We start from the raw sequence: 15,758 nt of genomic DNA, 5'->3' as shown, positions 1-15,758 counted from the left end.
GCTCACCGGAACGTCTTTCTCGGATCGAAGGCATCGCGCGTGGCTTCGCCGACGAAGATCAGCAGCGACAGCATCAGCGACATGACGCAGAAGGCCGTCAGCCCCAGCCAGGGCGCCTGCAGGTTGGACTTGCCCTGGGCGATCATCTCGCCGAGCGAGGGCGATCCGGGCGGCATGCCGAAGCCGAGGAAGTCGAGCGAGGTCAGCGTCGTGATCGAGCCGGAGAGAATGAAGGGCAGGAAGGTCAGCGTCGCTACCATCGCGTTCGGCAGGAGGTGGCGATACATGATCGTGCCGTTGCCAACGCCGAGCGCGCGTGCCGCGTTGACGTATTCGAAGTTGCGCGCCCGCAGGAACTCGGCGCGCACGACGCCGACGAAGCCGACCCAGGAGAACAACAGCATGATTCCGAGCAGGATGAAGAAGCCCGGCGGCAGGATCGCGGCGATGATCAGCAGAATGTAGAGCACCGGCATCGACGACCAGATCTCGATGAAACGCTGCATCAGGAGGTCGGTCCAGCCACCGAAATAGCCCTGGATGGCGCCGGCGGTGACACCGATCACCGCCGAGGCGATGGTGAGCGTCAGGCCGAAGAGCACCGAAAGACGGAAGCCGTAGATCATGCGCGCAAAGACGTCGCGCGCCTGGTCGTCGGTGCCGAGCCAGTTGAGGTTTCCGACGATGCAGTTCCGGTCGCTGGTCTTGTCCGGGTAGGCGGAGCAGCGCTCTTCCTTGTCCATCAGCCAGAAGGGCTTGGTCGGCGCCGAATGCGGGATGTTGGAATTGACCGTCTGGTAGGAATAGCGCACCGGCGGCCAGATCATCCAGCCATTGGCCTCGATCTCGTCGCGGATGAAATCGGAGCGATAGTCGGTCTCGGCCAGGAAGCCGCCGAACTTTTCCTCCGGATAGTCGATGACGACGGGGAACAATAGCTCGCCCTTGTACGAGGCGATGATCGGCTTGTCATTGGCGATGAGTTCGCCGACCAGGCTGAGCCCGAACAGCGCCAGGAACAGCCAGAGCGACCAGTAGCCGCGCCGGTTCGCCTTGAAATTCTGCCAGCGGCGCTGGTTGACCGGTGACAGCCAGCCACGCGGCGCCACAGCGGCCGGGGAGGTCGTGACGCTTGCCATCAGACATCCCTCCGCTCGAAGTCGATGCGCGGATCGACCCAGGTATAGATGAGGTCCGACAGCAGGCTGACGAGCAGGCCCATCAGCGAGAAGATGAAGAGGGTAGCAAAGACGATCGGATAGTCGCGCTTGACGACCGAATCATAGCCGAGCCGGCCTAGGCCATCGAGCGAGAAGATGTATTCGATCAATAGCGAACCGGTAAAGAAGGCCGAGATGAAGGCGCCGGGGAAGCCGGCGATGATGATCAGCATGGCGTTGCGGAACACATGGCCATAGAGCACCTGACCGTCGGTGAGGCCCTTGGCCCGTGCGGTCGTCACATACTGCTTCTTGATCTCATCGATGAAGGAATTCTTGGTGAGCAGTGTCGTCGTTGCAAAGGCCGACAGCAGCAGCGTGATCAGCGGCAGCGTCATGTGCCAGATGTAGTCGAGGATCTTCTGCCACCAGGGCAGTTGCCAGAAATTGTCGGAGACGATGCCGCGCAACGGGAACCAGTCGAAGAACGAGCCGCCGGCAAAGACGACGATCAGCAGGATGCCGAAGAGGAAACTCGGTACGGCGTAGCCGACGACGATGATGCCGGAGGTCCACACGTCAAAGGCGGAACCGTCGGACACCGCCTTCTTGATACCGAGCGGGATCGAGATTGCGTAGGAGAACAGCAGGATCCATAGCCCGAGCGAGATCGAGACCGGCATCTTCTCCTTGATCAGGTCGATCACCGACGTGTTGCGGAAGAAGCTCTCGCCGAAATCGAAGCGCATATAGTTCCACATCATGGTGGCGAAGCGCTCGAGCGGCGGCTTGTCGAAGCCGAACTGCTTTTCGAGCTTGGCGATGAATTCCGGATCGAGGCCTTGAGCGCCGCGATAGCGCCCGCCCTCGTCTCCGCCGGCTTGCATCAGGTCGCCGCTGCTGCCCGACAGACGATCGGAGCCGCCGGCATTGGTCAGGTCCGAGATCACCTGCTCGACCGGGCCGCCCGGCGCGAATTGCACCACGATGAAGGAGATCGCCATGATCCCGAAGATCGTCGGGATCATCAGAAGCAGGCGGCGCAGGATATAGGCACCCATCAGGCGGGCCTTTCGATCGACGTGTGGGCGGTGGCCCGGACCGGCGAAGCGTCGGCATGCCGTCTATGGTGTCTCAATCCCTGTGTCTCCTTGCGTGCCCCGGATCGAGGCTTGTTTCAGTGATTCGTTTTTTTGCATTTGGAATCGAGACGCCATCTGAGCGCAAGGACTTCATTTGGGGGAGGCGTTTTTCGACCACCAGGCATCAGGAAACCCGATGCCATAATAGGGAAGCTCCTGCGGGCGGGCGAGCTGTTTCCAATAGGCGACACGAACGTTCTTCGAATAGAAGAGCGGCACGACGTAGTGGTGGGCGAGCAGGACCCGGTCGAGCGCCCGTGTCGTTGCCACCAGTTCCTCGCGGTTGGGCGCGAAGATGATCCTGCGGATGAGTTCGTCGATCGCGGGATCGGCGATGCCGGCATAGTTCCTCGATCCCGTCTGGTTGACGGAGCCGGATCCCCAGTAGTCGATCTGTTCGTTTCCGGGCACCAGCGTCTGCGCCCAGATGCCGTAGATCATGTCATAGTCGAAGCTTCGCACACGGTTGGTGTATTGCGAGTCGTCGACGGTCCGTATGCGTGCATCGATGCCGATCTTCTTCACGCTGTTGATGAACGGCGTGACCGTACGCTCGAAGGACGGATTGGACAAAAGCAATTCGAAGCTGAAGGGCTCGCCGGTCTTTACATTGACCAGGCGGTTGCCCTTGAGTTCGTAGCCCGCCTCCTTGAACAGCGCCAACGACTTCCGCAGGTTGTCGCGCACCTTCTGCGGGTCGCCGTTGACCGGGTTCGTGTAGGGCGTTGTGAAGACCTCCGGAGGAACCTTGTCTTTCAGTTCCTCCAGAATGGCCTTCTCGCGCCCTTCCGGCAAAGCCTTGGAGGCAAGCTCGGTGCCCCAGAAGTAGCTGTCGACGCGTTGAAAGGCGTTGTAGGCAAGGCTGCGGTTCAGATCCTCGAAATCAAAGGCGTAGTTCAGGGCTTCGCGCACCCGCTGGTCTTTGAACTTCTCGCGGCGCATGTTCGGCACGAAGGCCTGCATGATGCCAGCTGCGCGCAACGGATTCTCGATCTCCTCGCGGACCACACGGCCGTCTTTCATCGCCGGGAAATCATAGGCCGTCGCCCAGTGGCTGGCGCTGTTGTCCTGGTAGAAATCGACGTTGCCGGCGCGGAAGGCCTCGAACTGCACGTTCCGATCGCTGAAAAAGGCATAGCTGATCACGCCGAAATTATATTGCCCGACGTTGACGTTGAGGTTCTTGCCCCAATAGTCGTCTCTAAGCTCGAAGCGGATTGAGCCACCGGCCTGGAACGAGGCGATCTTGTAGGGGCCTGAGCCCATCACCGGCTCCAGAGTCGTACGGCTGATGTCGCGCTTGTTGCCTTTGGCGTCCTGCCCCTCCCACCAGTGTTTCGGCACGATCGGGAATTGACCGAGAATGTTCGGCAATTCGTGATTGTTCCTTTCGTCGAAGCGGAAAGTGACGTCGCGCTCGCCCGTCTTTTCCGCCGAAACAACGTGGCGGTAGTAGTTGGAGAGCAGCGGATTGTGCTCTTTCACCTTTTCAAACGAAAAGACGACGTCCTCCGGCGTCACCGGCTGGCCATCGGCCCATTTGGCCTCGGAGCGTAAGCGAAACGTCGCGGAGGAAATATCGTCGGGGTATGAAACGCCCTCGGCCAGCAGCCCATAGGCGGTGGTGATCTCGTCCTCGGCCGATTTCATCAATGTATCGAAGACGAGCGAGGTTACGCCGCTCGCCGCCTCGCCCTTGGAGAGTATAGGATTGAAGGTGTCGAAGGTACCGCTCTCCGACAGGCGCAGCTCTCCACCCTTGGGAGCGTCAGGATTGACGTAGTCGAAGCGCGCAAAATCAGGCTTGTATTTCAACTCACCGATTGACGATGTTCCGTGACGCCAGACGGGCTGTTCTTGGGCATTGCCTGCAGCAGGAAAGAGAAGAAACGCCGCTGTCAGTAGCGATGCAGCGAGGCCTGATTTCATGGTCCTGCAGACGTATGGCATCCAGCCCTTACCCCTTTATATTTCAATCTTCTTTTGCGAGAGCATAGGCGAAATCAGGGCAAATGACAGGCACCGCCGCAAATCAGGCCAAATTTTTGAGTCACATCCCGGTGATTCACATGCGTGTGAGGCGCAAGGCTGAGGCAAAGACGGGGCCTTAGGATGGGGTTCGCCGGACACGGCATGCGTAGATCGGCGCTGCTGTCTGCGAGACAAACGGGACGAAATTCAATGATTGCTCCATTTCGACGTTGCGGCTCGGCGTTTCTTGCGCTGCTGCTTGGAACCAGCCTCCTGATCGCCGACAACGCCGCGGCCGACGACGTGCCGGCAAAGACGCTCTTCGGCGCCAAGGCTCTGCCTGCCGAGATGGCGGCAAATTCCTACGGCTTCTATGCCAAGGGATGCCTTGCCGGCGGTGTCGCCATCCCGACTGACGGGCCGACTTGGCAGGCAATGCGGCTGTCGCGCAACCGCCGCTGGGGCCACCCGCAGATGATCGCGCTGATCGAGCAGTTTTCCCATGATGCCGCCAACAAGGTCGGCTGGCCGGGTCTGCTGCTCGGCGATATCTCTCAGCCACGCGGCGGGCCGATGCTGTCGGGCCACGCCTCGCATCAGATCGGGCTCGATGCTGACATCTGGCTCACCCCAATGCCGCAACGTACGCTCAGCTATCGCGAACGCGAGGATATCTCCGCCACCTCGATGCTGCAGAAGAACAAGTTCCTGACGGTCGACCGTTCGATCTGGACGCCGAAGCACGCGCAACTGATCATGCTGGCGGCGAGCTATCCGCAGGTCGAGCGCGTCTTCGTCAATCCGGCGATCAAGAAGAAGCTTTGCGATACCTGGACGGGCGACCGCACGAATCTCGGCAAGGTTCGGCCGATCTACGGCCACGACTATCACTTCCACATCCGCATCAAGTGCCCCGCGGGTGCTTCGACCTGCAAGGACCAGGCGGAGGTGCCGGCCGGCGACGGCTGCGACAAGTCGCTGGCCTGGTGGTTCACCGACGAGCCGTGGGCAAAACCGACGAAGAAGCCGGACGCGAAGCCGGTCAAGCCGAAGGTAACGACGCTTGCCGACCTGCCGAAGGCCTGCGCTCTCGTGCTCAACGGCCCGGCGCCCGCCTCGGAAGCGGCCGCCACTTTTGGCACAGCCTACCGGGCTGCCGCGCCGGCCGCAGCGAGCGATAGTATCGAGCAGGTGATCGGTGCGTCCGGCGATGTCCCGCCGGCCGATATCCCAGTGCCGATGGCGCGTCCGACGCTGCAGTAGGCCAGCGACCCGAGCGGGGCGGGGAGGCATCAGCCTTCCCATTCCCGTGGCGCTCATGTATAGGGCAATCAAATCGATTTAAATATTGATGCGAGGCCCGGCATGGCGGATCGGAAATGTGTTGCGCTGATCGCGCATGATCAGAAGAAGGACGATCTTGCGGACTTTGCCAAGGCGCATGAAGCGGTACTGGCTGACTGGCGGATCGTCGCCACCGGCACGACCGGCGGCCGTGTTCTCGACGTCTGCCCAGGCCTCGATATCACCCGGCTGAAAAGCGGTCCCCTGGGCGGGGACCAACAGATCGGCGCGATGATCGCGACCGGCGAAGTGCAACTGCTGATCTTCTTCGTCGACCCGCTGACCGCCATGCCGCACGATGTCGACGTCAAGGCGCTGATGCGCCTCGCCATCGTCTACGACATTCCGATGGCGCTCAATCGTGCAACGGCCGAGCAGTTGATCGACCTCAACCCCAGATGATGCGGGCTCCGGCGGGTGGATGCGACAATCCTCCCGCACTTTTCCTCATCCCGTTCTGTCTGATAGACAGTTCAGCAACCCAAGATGACGATCAGGATGGATCTTGCGATGTCCGGCAACAATGAACACAGCTTTCCTTTTCCGATCCTGATCGGTGACATCGGCGGCACCAACGCGCGCTTTGCCTTGCTCATCGACGCCTTTGCCGACCCGAAGCAACTGCCGCCGATCAAGACCGGCGATTTCGAGACGATCGAGGAGGCGCTGCAAAAGAGCATTCTCGACAAGACCTCCGTGCAGCCGCGCTCGGCGATCCTGGCGGTGGCCGGTCCGATTCGGGGTGATGAAATTCCCCTGACCAACGCCGGCTGGGTGATCCGGCCGAAGGACATGCTTTCGAGCCTCGGCCTCGAAGACGTGCTGATCATCAACGACTTCGAGGCTCAGGCGCTTGCCGTCGCCGCTCCGGCGGACGAGGACCTGGTGCAGATCGGCGGCGGCAGCATCCGGCCGCTGACCTCCCGCGTCGTGCTCGGACCGGGAACGGGCCTTGGCGTCGGCGGCCTGGTCTTTGCCCAGCACACCTGGTTCCCGGTGCCGGGCGAAGGCGGCCATGTCGATATCGGCCCGCGCACCGAACGCGATTTCCACATCTGGCCATTTCTGGAGCCGATCGAAGGCCGCATGGCCGGCGAGCAGATTCTCTGCGGCCGTGGCATCATGAACCTCTACCGCGCCGTTTGCGCCGCCGATGGCGTGGATCCGGTTCTGACGGACCCCGCGGAAGTGACGACGCACGCCCTTGCCGAGAGCGACAGGGCGGCGATCGAGACCATCTCGCTGTTTTCGACCTATCTCGGTCGCGTGGCCGGCGACATGGCGCTGATCTTCATGGCCCGTGGCGGCGTTTTCCTGGCAGGCGGTATCTCGCAGAAGATCCTGCCGGCGCTGATGAAGTCGCCCTTCCGGGCCGCCTTCGAGGACAAGGCCCCGCATTCGGCGCTGATGAAAACGATCCCGACCTTTGCCGTCATTCACCCGATGGCCGCGCTCTCGGGATTGGCAGCCTTTGCCCGCACGCCGAGGGATTTCGGTGTGGCAACGGAGGGACGCCGCTGGAGAAGCTGAGACCGTGGCGTGCGCAAAGACTCGCCAAAGCGATATCAAACCACTATAGAGCCCCGGGAAAGATCGGGCCGGATGCCGGCCCTCCAGATTGGTTCCAGGGAAGACGGGCTTTTTGAGCGTCAGCAAGAAAAAACAGCACGCGGTCGATTCGGATACGATCAGCGGGATCCTCAAGCGGGTCATTGCGGAAAACGGTCGTGACCACATTCGCGGCTATGCTTTTGCCATCGGCTGCCTGGCGGTGGTCGCTGCCACGACAGGCTTTACCGCCTCGATCATGGAAACCGTCATCAACGAGGCCTTCGCCAACAAGCGGGCGGACATCGTTCTGCTCGTCTGCGGCGCGATCCTCGCCGCCTTCGTGCTGCGCGGCTTTGCCACTTACGGCCAGGCCGTCGCGCTTTCGAAGATCGGCAACAACATCGTCGCGCGCTATCAGCGCCGTCTTTACGCCCATCTGATGGCGCTCAGCGTCGGCTATTTCAACGAGACCCGTTCGGCGCAACTCGCCGCCCAGATCAGCCAGAACGTCAGCGGCATTCGCGACGTGCTCAATCTGACCGTTACCTCGATCGCGCGCGACCTGCTGACGCTGATCGGTCTGGTCGGCGTCATGTTTGCCAAGGACTGGCTGCTGTCGATCATCGTCTTCGTCGCCGCACCTCCGCTGCTTTTGGGCCTGCGCTATGTGTCCAAGCGCCTGCGTTCGGCCACCCGGGAGGCGATCGAAGTCAACAGCCGCGTTCTCGGCGCGATGCAGGAAACCATTCAGGGCATCACCATCGTCAAGGCCTTTACGATGGAGAGCGAGCTTCGCGGCAAGGTCGAGGCGATTGTCGATCGCGCCGAAAACCGCGCCAACCGCATTGCCCGGTTGAGCGAGCGCACGGCGCCGATGACCGAAACCTTCGCCGGCCTGGCGATCTCGGCGGTGCTTGCCTATTCGGCGTTCCGCGCCATCTATGCCGACGTACCGCCCGGCGCCTTCTTCGCTTTCGTCGTCGCTTTGCTGATGGCCTATGACCCGGCCCGCCGCCTGGCGCGGCTTCAGGTCTCGCTCGAGCGTGCCGCCGTCAACGCCCGCATGGTCTACGAGATCCTCGATACCGTGCCGCACCAGCGCGACAAGCCCGATGCCAAGGAACTGACGTTTACCAATGCGACCGTCGAGCTGCGCGACGTGCGCTTCAAATATCCGAATGGCGACGACGTGCTGCGGGGCGTGAGCTTCATGGCTGAGGGCGGCAAGACGACGGCGCTTGTCGGTCCGTCAGGGGCCGGAAAATCGACCGTCATCAGCCTCATTCCGCGGTTCTACGATCCGGCGTCCGGCCAGATCCTGGTCGATGGTCAGGATATCGCCGACGTCACCAAACTGTCGCTGCGCAAGGGCATCGCCTATGTGTCGCAGCAGCCCTATCTCTTCGAAGGCTCGATCCGCGACAACATCCGCTACGGCCGCATCGACGCGACGGATGCCGAGGTGGAGGAAGCCGCACGGCTTGCCTACGCCCATGATTTCATCCTGGCGCAGCCGCAGGGCTACGACACGCCGGTTGGCGAAAATGGCATGACGCTCTCGGGCGGCCAGCGCCAGCGCCTGTCGATTGCGCGCGCGCTCGTGCGCAACGCGCCGATCCTGCTGCTCGACGAGGCCACTTCTGCGCTCGACACCGAATCGGAAGCCGCGGTGCAGAAGGCGCTCGACCACGCCATGGATGGCCGCACGGTGATCGTCATCGCGCATCGCCTCTCGACCGTCGTCAACGCCGACAAGATCATCGTCATGAAGGATGGTTGCGTCGTCGAGGAAGGCACCCATGCGGATCTTGCACGGCGGCCGGACGGTCTCTACGCTCGGCTCCACAATCTCCAGGGCCAGAATTCGGAGGAGCAGTCTCCGGATGGCGAAACGCCCGAAGCGCCGGCCGGCGCCCAAATCCACTAGCGGACAAGAAGGAACTCACCGATGGGCGCGAACGATATGAAGCTCGTGGTGGTGGGTGCGGCAGGCCGTATGGGCCAGACGCTGATCAGGACGGTTCATGCGATGGACGGCGTGCGCCTGCATGCGGCCGTCCAGCGCACGGGTTCTCCCTTCATCGGCCGCGATGCGGGCGAACTCTCCGGGCTTGGTCCGATCGGCGTGCCGGTGAGCGACCAGCCGCTCGAAGCCTTCGTCGAAGCCGAAGGCGTCCTTGATTTCACCGCACCGGCGAGCACCGTCGAGTTTGCCGGTCTCGCGGCCCAGGCCCGCATCGTCCATGTGATCGGCACCACCGGCTGCTCGTCCGACGACGAGGCGAAGATCCGCGCCGCCGCCCGCCACGCCCGCATCGTCAAGTCGGGCAATATGAGCCTCGGGGTCAATCTGCTCGGCGTTCTGACGGAGAAGGCGGCGCGTGCGCTCGGTCCGGCCGACTGGGACATCGAAATCCTCGAAATGCACCACAAGCACAAGGTCGATGCGCCCTCGGGCACGGCCCTGCTTCTCGGTGCTGCGGCGGCGAAGGGGCGCGATATCGCTCTTGCCGACCATTCGGTGCGCGTGCGTGACGGTCATACAGGCCCGCGCCCGGTCGGCACCATCGGATTTGCCACCCTGCGCGGCGGCTCCGTCATCGGCGAGCACTCGGTGATTCTCGCCGGCGAAGGTGAGCAGGTGACCCTGTCGCACAGCGCCACGGACCGTTCGATCTTCGCGCGCGGTGCCGTCACCGCCGCACTCTGGGCTCGCAGCCAGAAGCCCGGTTTCTATTCTATGCTCGACGTTCTCGGGCTCAACTGACCTTTCCACTCTCAAGTCTCAAGGGGAATTCGACATGAGCGGTACTCTCGTCCTCGTCCGGCATGGCCAGAGCGACTGGAACCTGAAGAACCTGTTCACCGGCTGGCGTGATCCGGATCTGACGGAACTCGGCGTCGAGGAAGCCAAGGCCGGCGGCAAGGCGCTTGCCGACTACGGCATCAAGTTCGATATCGCCTTCACCTCGGATCTCGTCCGTGCCCAGCGCACGTGCCAGTTCGTGCTCGACGCCGTCGGCCAGTCCTCGCTCGAGACGATCCGCGACCAGGCGCTGAACGAACGCGACTATGGCGACCTCTCGGGCCTCAACAAGGATGACGCCCGCGAGAAGTGGGGTGAAGAGCAGGTGCATATCTGGCGCCGCTCCTACGACATCCCGCCTCCGGGCGGCGAGAGCCTGCGTGACACCGGCGCCCGCGTCTGGCCCTATTACCTGACCGAGATCCTGCCGCGCGTGCTCTCCGGCCAGAAGGTGCTGGTCGCCGCCCACGGCAACTCGCTGCGTTCGCTGGTCATGGTGCTCGATCGCCTGTCGAAGGAAGAGATCCTGAAGCTCAACCTCGCGACCGGCGTGCCGATGGTCTACAAGCTCAACGCCAATTCGACCGTCGCTTCCAAGGAAGTGCTCGGCGACATGTCCGGCGCCCACTGATCGCTGATGGCCAGGAAATGAAAAAGGGGCGCTGGCGCCCCTTTTTTGTGTCTCCGATAATGCCGGCAAACCTGGCGATCAGATCGTGCCGTCAGCCGCCTTGCCGGCTTCCCAGCCGAGGATGGCGCGTTTGCGCGTCAGGCCCCAGTGATAGCCGGTGAGGTCCCCACTCTTGCCGAGCGCGCGATGGCAGGGGACGACGAAGGAAATCGGGTTGCGGCCGACAGCAGCACCGACCGCGCGCGATGCCGTCGGCTGGCCGATGTTCCCGGCGATGTTCGAATAGGTGGTGGCGCAGCCGAGAGGGATCTTCAGCAGTGCCTGCCAGACCCGGATCTGGAAGTCGGAGCCGATGAGGAAGATGCGCAGCGGCTCGTCCTGTCGCCAGCGCGACGGATCGAAGATGCGCGCGGCATATTGGGCCGTCGCCGCGCTGTCCTCGATGTAGCGGGCGTTCGGCCAGCGTTGCGCCATGTCCTCGAAGCTCGCCTGCTCGCCGCCCATATCGTTGAAGGCAAGTCCTGCGAGGCCGCGCTCGGTGATCATCACCAGCGCCGTGCCGAAGGGCGAGGGGTGGTAGCCGTAGCGGATCGTCAGACCCTCGCCGCGGGCCTTCCATTCGCCTGGCGACATCGCCTCGTGGGTGACGAACAGGTCGTGCAGCCGGCTTGGTCCTGACAGGCCCACTTCGATGCTGGTTTCGAGCAGCGGCATGTCTTCCTGGCGCAGCAGGCGCTTGGCATGGTCGAGGGTCACGGCCTGCAGGAAGGCCTTCGGCGACAGGCCCGCCCAGCGGGTGAAGACCTTCTGGAGCTGGGTCGGCGACTGCTTCAGGCGCTGCGCCACGGATTCGAGCGACGGCTGGTCGCGATAGTCCTCAGTGAGCATTTCGATCACGCGGCTGACCGTATCGTAGTCGGTGCCCTTCGGCGTGATGTCGGTGGGTACGGATGTCGCAATGTTCATGGCTCTTCTCCTGTCTTGCCACAGGTAACCATTTGCTGGCCCCGTCAACCACCCGAAACTTGAAAACATGCGATCGCCCGGTGCCGCGATTGTAAGCGCCGGGCGTCAGCGGCGGCGCACGGTCGCAAGCGCCCCCGAGAGCGCCAGCGCAAAGGTCTCGCGATCGTCGCGGTTGAGGAACGAGCCGATATCGGTTCGGCGGCCACCGCCGCTGATCGTCATCGAGACGATGCCGATTTCCTGATGCCGGGCGACATTCAAGCGTGCCCAGAACGGATTGAAGCGATGTTCGCTGATCTGGCCCGAGGGCGTGAACTTGCGCACTGAAACGTCCGTCCTGCTGACGCTGACCTCTTCGCGGCTGAGCCCCGAGCGGTTGTTCAGCCAGAAGGCGCCGAACAGCAGCAGGTAGTCGAGCCCGAAAAAGAACACCACCGGCCAGGCGCCGATGATGAGGAAGACGATACCGTGAACGAGGCTCAGGAGCCCGGCGATCAGGAAGAACATCTTGAAGCCGCGGCGCCCGAGCGAACGATAGGGCTTGAGCTCGGCGGTGAAGACCGGAGCGTCCTCGGATGGGGTGGTGGCGTTGCCATTGATCATGACCTTTGACTATAGATGCATCATGAAAAACGTGAAGCCGAAATTGCCTGTTCGCGCCGCCAAACCAAAGCCTGCAGCCGGTCGTCGCGCCATGCCGCGGGTGAAGAGCCTCTATAGCCAGGACGAGCTCAAGGAGATCTTCCGGCGCTTCTCGATCCAGCGGCCGGAGCCGAAGGGCGAGCTCGAGCATGTCAATCCCTTCACGCTGGTCGTCGCCGTGGCGCTCTCGGCGCAGGCGACCGATGCCGGCGTCAACAAGGCGACGCGCGCGCTCTTTGCCATCGCCGATACGCCGGAAAAAATGCTGGCGCTCGGCGAGGAGAAGGTTCGGGACTACATCAAGACGATCGGACTTTTTCGCAACAAGGCAAAGAACGTCATCGCGCTGAGTGAGAAGCTCATCCGGGATTTCGGCGGCGAGGTGCCGCGCACGCGGGAGGAACTGGTGACGCTGCCGGGCGTCGGTCGCAAGACCGCCAATGTCGTGCTTTCCATGGCCTTCGGCCAGTCGACGATCGCCGTCGACACCCACATCCTGCGCATCGCCAACAGGATCTGTCTGGCGCCGGGCAAGACCCCGGACGAGGTGGAAGACAAGCTGATCAGGATCATCCCCGACGAGTATCTCTACCACGCTCACCACTGGCTGATCTTGCACGGGCGCTACTGCTGCAAGGCGCGCAAGCCCGAATGCGAGCGCTGCGTCATCGCCGATCTCTGCAAGTCACCGGAAAAGACCTGCGATATCCCGGCGCCGCTGGTCGAGCTGCCGCCGCAGATGATCTCGGCTGCTGGTTGAGCCGTCAGGCCGAAACCATCCGGTCGATCAGCGTGCCGATCGTTTCCACGTAGACCTCGCTCGACGCGCCGTCGGCAATGTCGAGCGCCGCACGATCGAACGCGGCCGAAAGCAGTGAGGCCATGGCCGACAGCCTGTGGGCCGAAACGGTTTCCGGAGCCATTGCCTCGGCGATCCCTTCCTCGAGCGTTCTTTGCGCGTTGGCCGCGTCGATCGCCATCATTTCCCGCTTGCCGAGGACGGCCGGCCCATCGAGCAGGAGCAGGCGGATACGCCCCGGCTCGCGCATGGCGTCGAAATAGGCGCGGGCGCCGACCTTCAGTGCCTCTCGGGCTGAGAGGTCGCGTGATGTCGCTTGTTCGATCGACGTCGCCACCGAAATTGCTTCCCGCTCCGCCACCGCGCGAAACAGCGCCTTCTTGTCCTCGAAGTGGTGATAGAGCGCGCCGCGGGTGAGGCCGGCGGTTGCGACGATGTCCGGCGTCGAGGTGTCGGCATAGCCCCTGGTAACGAAGAGGCCGCGGGCAGCATCGAGGATCGCGGCACGAGTCGTGTCGGATCGCTCGCGGTTGGAGCGGCGGGAAATGTCCTGTTGCATACATGCAGCCTGTATGTTAATTAAAGAAACATACAGATTGTATGATATTGCCGGAGCGAGGAAAAGCCATGAAATCGACGAGCTATTACCCGGTCATCATGACGGCTGACGTTGCCGCCACTGCCGCCTTCTACATCGATCACTTCCGTTTCCAGGCGCTCTTCACCAGCGACTGGTATGTGCATCTGCAATCGATCGAGGACGAACATGTGACGCTTGCCGTGCTCGACTACCGCCACGAGACGATCCCCGAAGAGGCGCGCGCGCCCACCCGCGGTCTTCTCCTCAACTTCGAGGTCGAGGATCCCGATCGCATCTATGCGCAAGCGCTTGCCTCCGGCCTGCCGATCCTGAAGACCTTGCGCGACGAGGATTTCGGCCAGCGTCATTTCATTACGGCCGATCCGAATGGCGTGCTGATCGACATCATCAAGCCCATTCCCCCGAGTGCCGAATTCGCCGCCGCCTATGACGAAAGCGCGCTTCCTACGGCGTGAAGCCGCCCGCACGCGTCTTTTGTCTTCCAAATGGCCGGAAAACCGGTATTAACGAACACCGGCCATCACGGAGACCGGACGAGGTTCATGACAAAATACGACGTGCTGACGATCGGCAACGCCATCGTTGATATCATCGCGCGCTGCGACGATGCCTTTCTCAATGAAAACGGCATCATAAAGGGCGCGATGAACCTCATCGACGCTGAAAGAGCCGAGTTGTTGTACTCGCGCATGGGCCCGGCGGTCGAAGCCTCCGGCGGCAGTGCCGGCAATACGGCAGCGGGCGTTGCCAGCCTCGGCGGTCGCGCCGCCTATTTCGGCAAGATCGCGAGCGACCAGCTCGGCGAGATCTTCGCCCACGACATTCGCGCCCAGGGCGTCTATTTCGAGACCAAGCCGCTCGAGAACACGCCGCCGACCGCCCGCTCGATGATCTTCGTCACCGAGGACGGTGAGCGCTCGATGAACACCTATCTCGGCGCCTGCGTCGAACTCGGCCCCGAGGACGTGGAGCCCGAGGTCGTCGCCCAATCCAAGGTTACCTATTTCGAAGGGTATCTCTGGGATCCGCCGCGCGCCAAGGACGCCATTCGCGAGACCGCGCGGATCGCCCACGCAAACGGCCGCGAGACCGCGATCACGCTGTCCGACAGCTTCTGCGTTCACCGTTATCGCGACGAGTTCCTGGAACTCATGCGTTCCGGCACGGTCGATATCGTCTTTGCCAACAAGCAGGAAGCGCTGGCGCTCTACGAGACCGAGGATTTCGATCTGGCGCTGGAGAAGCTGTCGAAGGATTGCAAGCTCGCCGCCGTGACGCTCAGCGAAGAAGGTTCGGTGGTCGTGCGTGGAGAGGAACGGGTTCGTGTCGGCGCAACGCCGATCGCCCAGGTGGTCGACACGACAGGTGCGGGCGACCTCTATGCCGCGGGCTTCCTGCATGGCTACACGACGGGGCGTTCACTGGAAGACTGCAGCAAGCTCGGCAATCTTGCGGCCGGCATTGTTATCGGCCAGATCGGGCCGCGGCCGATGGTCTCGCTGGAAACGGCCGCCAAGCAGGCCGGTCTCGCCTGATCCGACCGAATTGATTTTTGGTTAAAGACGGGCGCGGCCTTACTTGAAGGCCTCGCCCGGATAGGCGCCCCAGATTTCGCCCTGGGCGATCCAGCCTTCGACGCCTTGCGCTTCGGCATGGCACCAGTCGCCATTGCACTCGCCGACTTTCACGATGACACCGGGCTCCATGCGGGCGACGATCGGGGAATTGCCCTGCGCGTCGCGGCGCATGTTGACGAAGACGCCTTCGCCCTTGCCGCGCATCCAAGGGGCTGCGACGGCCGTGCGGTCGCCGGAGAGCAGCGCCTGGTTCACCCAGCCTTCGGTGCCGTCGGCGTCGCGGATGCGGCGCCAGTTATCGTATTCCTGGATGATCTCGACCGGCACGCCCGGCTTCATGTAGCGGAAGGCGACCGCGTAATCGACGCTCGGGCCGATCCTGAGATTGACGCTCTTGGATTTCAGGCTGACGAAGCGCGGCAGCGGCAGCCCGCTGGCGCCCTTGGCGGCCTGAGCGTAAGCCGCCGACGTCATGATCGCGGCGCCGAGGCAGGCGGCGATCAACGAGAGCGAGAATCTGGAAATGACGTGACGCATGACGAAGCCCATTTTCCGTGGCACTAGCTTT

16 protein-coding genes are annotated in these 15,758 nt (G+C 62.7%); 9 read left to right on the top strand and 7 right to left on the bottom strand.

What is annotated here, in order from left to right:
• Nucleotides 1-2: 2 nt before the first annotated feature.
• From JVX98_RS21985 to JVX98_RS21975, 3 genes are all read right to left on the bottom strand, one after another.
• Nucleotides 3-1,139 carry an ABC transporter permease gene (locus JVX98_RS21985; protein WP_043622749.1) on the bottom strand — a complete coding sequence of 379 codons (1,137 nt, stop codon included), beginning with the start codon at nucleotides 1,137-1,139 and terminating at the stop codon, nucleotides 3-5.
• Nucleotides 1,139-2,221, bottom strand: coding sequence for a microcin C ABC transporter permease YejB (locus tag JVX98_RS21980; RefSeq protein ID WP_043622746.1), 1,083 nt, complete (start codon nucleotides 2,219-2,221; stop codon nucleotides 1,139-1,141). The genes JVX98_RS21985 and JVX98_RS21980 overlap by 1 nt, the downstream gene beginning before the upstream one ends.
• A 171-nt stretch (nucleotides 2,222-2,392) precedes the next feature.
• Nucleotides 2,393-4,252 carry an extracellular solute-binding protein gene (locus tag JVX98_RS21975; RefSeq protein WP_205237407.1) on the bottom strand — a complete coding sequence of 620 codons (1,860 nt, stop codon included), beginning with the start codon at nucleotides 4,250-4,252 and terminating at the stop codon, nucleotides 2,393-2,395.
• A 231-nt stretch (nucleotides 4,253-4,483) separates the two neighbouring features.
• On the opposite strand from JVX98_RS21975, the gene mepA reads away from it, so the two are divergent.
• The 6 genes from mepA to JVX98_RS21945 all read left to right on the top strand — a co-directional run bounded on the left by mepA (nucleotide 4,484) and on the right by JVX98_RS21945 (nucleotide 10,605).
• Nucleotides 4,484-5,536, top strand: coding sequence for a penicillin-insensitive murein endopeptidase (gene mepA / locus JVX98_RS21970; protein ID WP_192448245.1), 1,053 nt, complete (start codon nucleotides 4,484-4,486; stop codon nucleotides 5,534-5,536).
• Between the two features lie 102 nt (nucleotides 5,537-5,638).
• Nucleotides 5,639-6,019, top strand: a complete 381-nt coding sequence (locus JVX98_RS21965) for a methylglyoxal synthase (protein WP_043622736.1) — start codon at nucleotides 5,639-5,641, stop codon at nucleotides 6,017-6,019.
• A gap of 108 nt (nucleotides 6,020-6,127) precedes the next feature.
• Nucleotides 6,128-7,147 (top strand): glucokinase, encoded by a 1,020-nt coding sequence (locus tag JVX98_RS21960; RefSeq protein ID WP_192448340.1) that lies wholly within the window; start codon nucleotides 6,128-6,130, stop codon nucleotides 7,145-7,147.
• A gap of 112 nt (nucleotides 7,148-7,259) precedes the next feature.
• Complete coding sequence (locus tag JVX98_RS21955) at nucleotides 7,260-9,095, top strand: ABC transporter ATP-binding protein (RefSeq protein WP_192448244.1); 1,836 nt, start codon at nucleotides 7,260-7,262, stop codon at nucleotides 9,093-9,095.
• Nucleotides 9,096-9,116: 21 nt separating this feature from the next.
• Nucleotides 9,117-9,935, top strand: a complete 819-nt coding sequence (gene dapB, locus JVX98_RS21950) for a 4-hydroxy-tetrahydrodipicolinate reductase (RefSeq protein ID WP_192448243.1) — start codon at nucleotides 9,117-9,119, stop codon at nucleotides 9,933-9,935.
• A gap of 34 nt (nucleotides 9,936-9,969) precedes the next feature.
• On the top strand, nucleotides 9,970-10,605 hold the full coding sequence (locus JVX98_RS21945; RefSeq protein ID WP_043622730.1) for a 2,3-bisphosphoglycerate-dependent phosphoglycerate mutase: 636 nt from the start codon (nucleotides 9,970-9,972) through the stop codon (nucleotides 10,603-10,605).
• A gap of 78 nt (nucleotides 10,606-10,683) precedes the next feature.
• Here the strand turns inward: JVX98_RS21945 and JVX98_RS21940 are convergent, their stop codons facing one another.
• Together JVX98_RS21940 and JVX98_RS21935 are read right to left on the bottom strand one after the other, a co-directional pair.
• Nucleotides 10,684-11,571, bottom strand: a complete 888-nt coding sequence (locus tag JVX98_RS21940) for a bifunctional helix-turn-helix domain-containing protein/methylated-DNA--[protein]-cysteine S-methyltransferase (protein ID WP_192448242.1) — start codon at nucleotides 11,569-11,571, stop codon at nucleotides 10,684-10,686.
• Nucleotides 11,572-11,676: 105 nt separating this feature from the next.
• Nucleotides 11,677-12,174, bottom strand: coding sequence for a DUF2244 domain-containing protein (locus JVX98_RS21935; protein WP_192448241.1), 498 nt, complete (start codon nucleotides 12,172-12,174; stop codon nucleotides 11,677-11,679).
• A gap of 22 nt (nucleotides 12,175-12,196) precedes the next feature.
• Between JVX98_RS21935 and nth the strand changes: the two genes are divergently transcribed.
• Nucleotides 12,197-12,973, top strand: coding sequence for an endonuclease III (nth, locus tag JVX98_RS21930; RefSeq protein WP_192448240.1), 777 nt, complete (start codon nucleotides 12,197-12,199; stop codon nucleotides 12,971-12,973).
• Nucleotides 12,974-12,977: 4 nt separating this feature from the next.
• On the opposite strand, the gene JVX98_RS21925 is transcribed toward nth, so the two are convergent.
• Nucleotides 12,978-13,571 (bottom strand): TetR/AcrR family transcriptional regulator, encoded by a 594-nt coding sequence (locus tag JVX98_RS21925; RefSeq protein WP_205237406.1) that lies wholly within the window; start codon nucleotides 13,569-13,571, stop codon nucleotides 12,978-12,980.
• A gap of 68 nt (nucleotides 13,572-13,639) precedes the next feature.
• Here JVX98_RS21925 and JVX98_RS21920 point away from each other — a divergent pair, with 68 nt between their 5' ends.
• Nucleotides 13,640-14,068 carry a VOC family protein gene (locus tag JVX98_RS21920; protein WP_043622718.1) on the top strand — a complete coding sequence of 143 codons (429 nt, stop codon included), beginning with the start codon at nucleotides 13,640-13,642 and terminating at the stop codon, nucleotides 14,066-14,068.
• A gap of 87 nt (nucleotides 14,069-14,155) precedes the next feature.
• On the top strand, nucleotides 14,156-15,148 hold the full coding sequence (locus JVX98_RS21915; RefSeq protein ID WP_205237405.1) for an adenosine kinase: 993 nt from the start codon (nucleotides 14,156-14,158) through the stop codon (nucleotides 15,146-15,148).
• Between the two features lie 39 nt (nucleotides 15,149-15,187).
• Here the strand turns inward: JVX98_RS21915 and JVX98_RS21910 are convergent, their stop codons facing one another.
• Nucleotides 15,188-15,739 (bottom strand): SH3 domain-containing protein, encoded by a 552-nt coding sequence (locus tag JVX98_RS21910; protein ID WP_034804952.1) that lies wholly within the window; start codon nucleotides 15,737-15,739, stop codon nucleotides 15,188-15,190.
• Between the last annotated feature and the right edge of the window lie 19 nt (nucleotides 15,740-15,758).

The sequence above is a fragment of the Ensifer sp. PDNC004 genome (genome assembly GCF_016919405.1).
GTDB lineage: Bacteria > Pseudomonadota > Alphaproteobacteria > Rhizobiales > Rhizobiaceae > Ensifer.
The sequence above is the reverse complement of the archived record's forward strand: the minus strand, read 5'-3'. Positions and strand labels throughout refer to the sequence as shown.

Bases quoted from the DNA above. Each gene is read 5' to 3' on its own strand.
- JVX98_RS21985 (WP_043622749.1), bottom strand. From the start codon at position 1,139: ATGGCAAGCGTCACGACCTCCCCGGCCGCTGTGGCGCCGCGTGGCTGG.
- JVX98_RS21980 (WP_043622746.1), bottom strand. From the start codon at position 2,221: ATGGGTGCCTATATCCTGCGCCGCCTGCTTCTGATGATCCCGACGATC.
- JVX98_RS21975 (WP_205237407.1), bottom strand. From the start codon at position 4,252: ATGCCATACGTCTGCAGGACCATGAAATCAGGCCTCGCTGCATCGCTA.
- mepA (WP_192448245.1), top strand. From the start codon at position 4,484: ATGATTGCTCCATTTCGACGTTGCGGCTCGGCGTTTCTTGCGCTGCTG.
- JVX98_RS21965 (WP_043622736.1), top strand. From the start codon at position 5,639: ATGGCGGATCGGAAATGTGTTGCGCTGATCGCGCATGATCAGAAGAAG.
- JVX98_RS21960 (WP_192448340.1), top strand. From the start codon at position 6,128: ATGTCCGGCAACAATGAACACAGCTTTCCTTTTCCGATCCTGATCGGT.
- dapB (WP_192448243.1), top strand. From the start codon at position 9,117: ATGGGCGCGAACGATATGAAGCTCGTGGTGGTGGGTGCGGCAGGCCGT.
- JVX98_RS21945 (WP_043622730.1), top strand. From the start codon at position 9,970: ATGAGCGGTACTCTCGTCCTCGTCCGGCATGGCCAGAGCGACTGGAAC.
- JVX98_RS21940 (WP_192448242.1), bottom strand. From the start codon at position 11,571: ATGAACATTGCGACATCCGTACCCACCGACATCACGCCGAAGGGCACC.
- JVX98_RS21935 (WP_192448241.1), bottom strand. From the start codon at position 12,174: ATGATCAATGGCAACGCCACCACCCCATCCGAGGACGCTCCGGTCTTC.
- nth (WP_192448240.1), top strand. From the start codon at position 12,197: ATGAAAAACGTGAAGCCGAAATTGCCTGTTCGCGCCGCCAAACCAAAG.
- JVX98_RS21925 (WP_205237406.1), bottom strand. From the start codon at position 13,571: ATGCAACAGGACATTTCCCGCCGCTCCAACCGCGAGCGATCCGACACG.
- JVX98_RS21920 (WP_043622718.1), top strand. From the start codon at position 13,640: ATGAAATCGACGAGCTATTACCCGGTCATCATGACGGCTGACGTTGCC.
- JVX98_RS21915 (WP_205237405.1), top strand. From the start codon at position 14,156: ATGACAAAATACGACGTGCTGACGATCGGCAACGCCATCGTTGATATC.
- JVX98_RS21910 (WP_034804952.1), bottom strand. From the start codon at position 15,739: ATGGGCTTCGTCATGCGTCACGTCATTTCCAGATTCTCGCTCTCGTTG.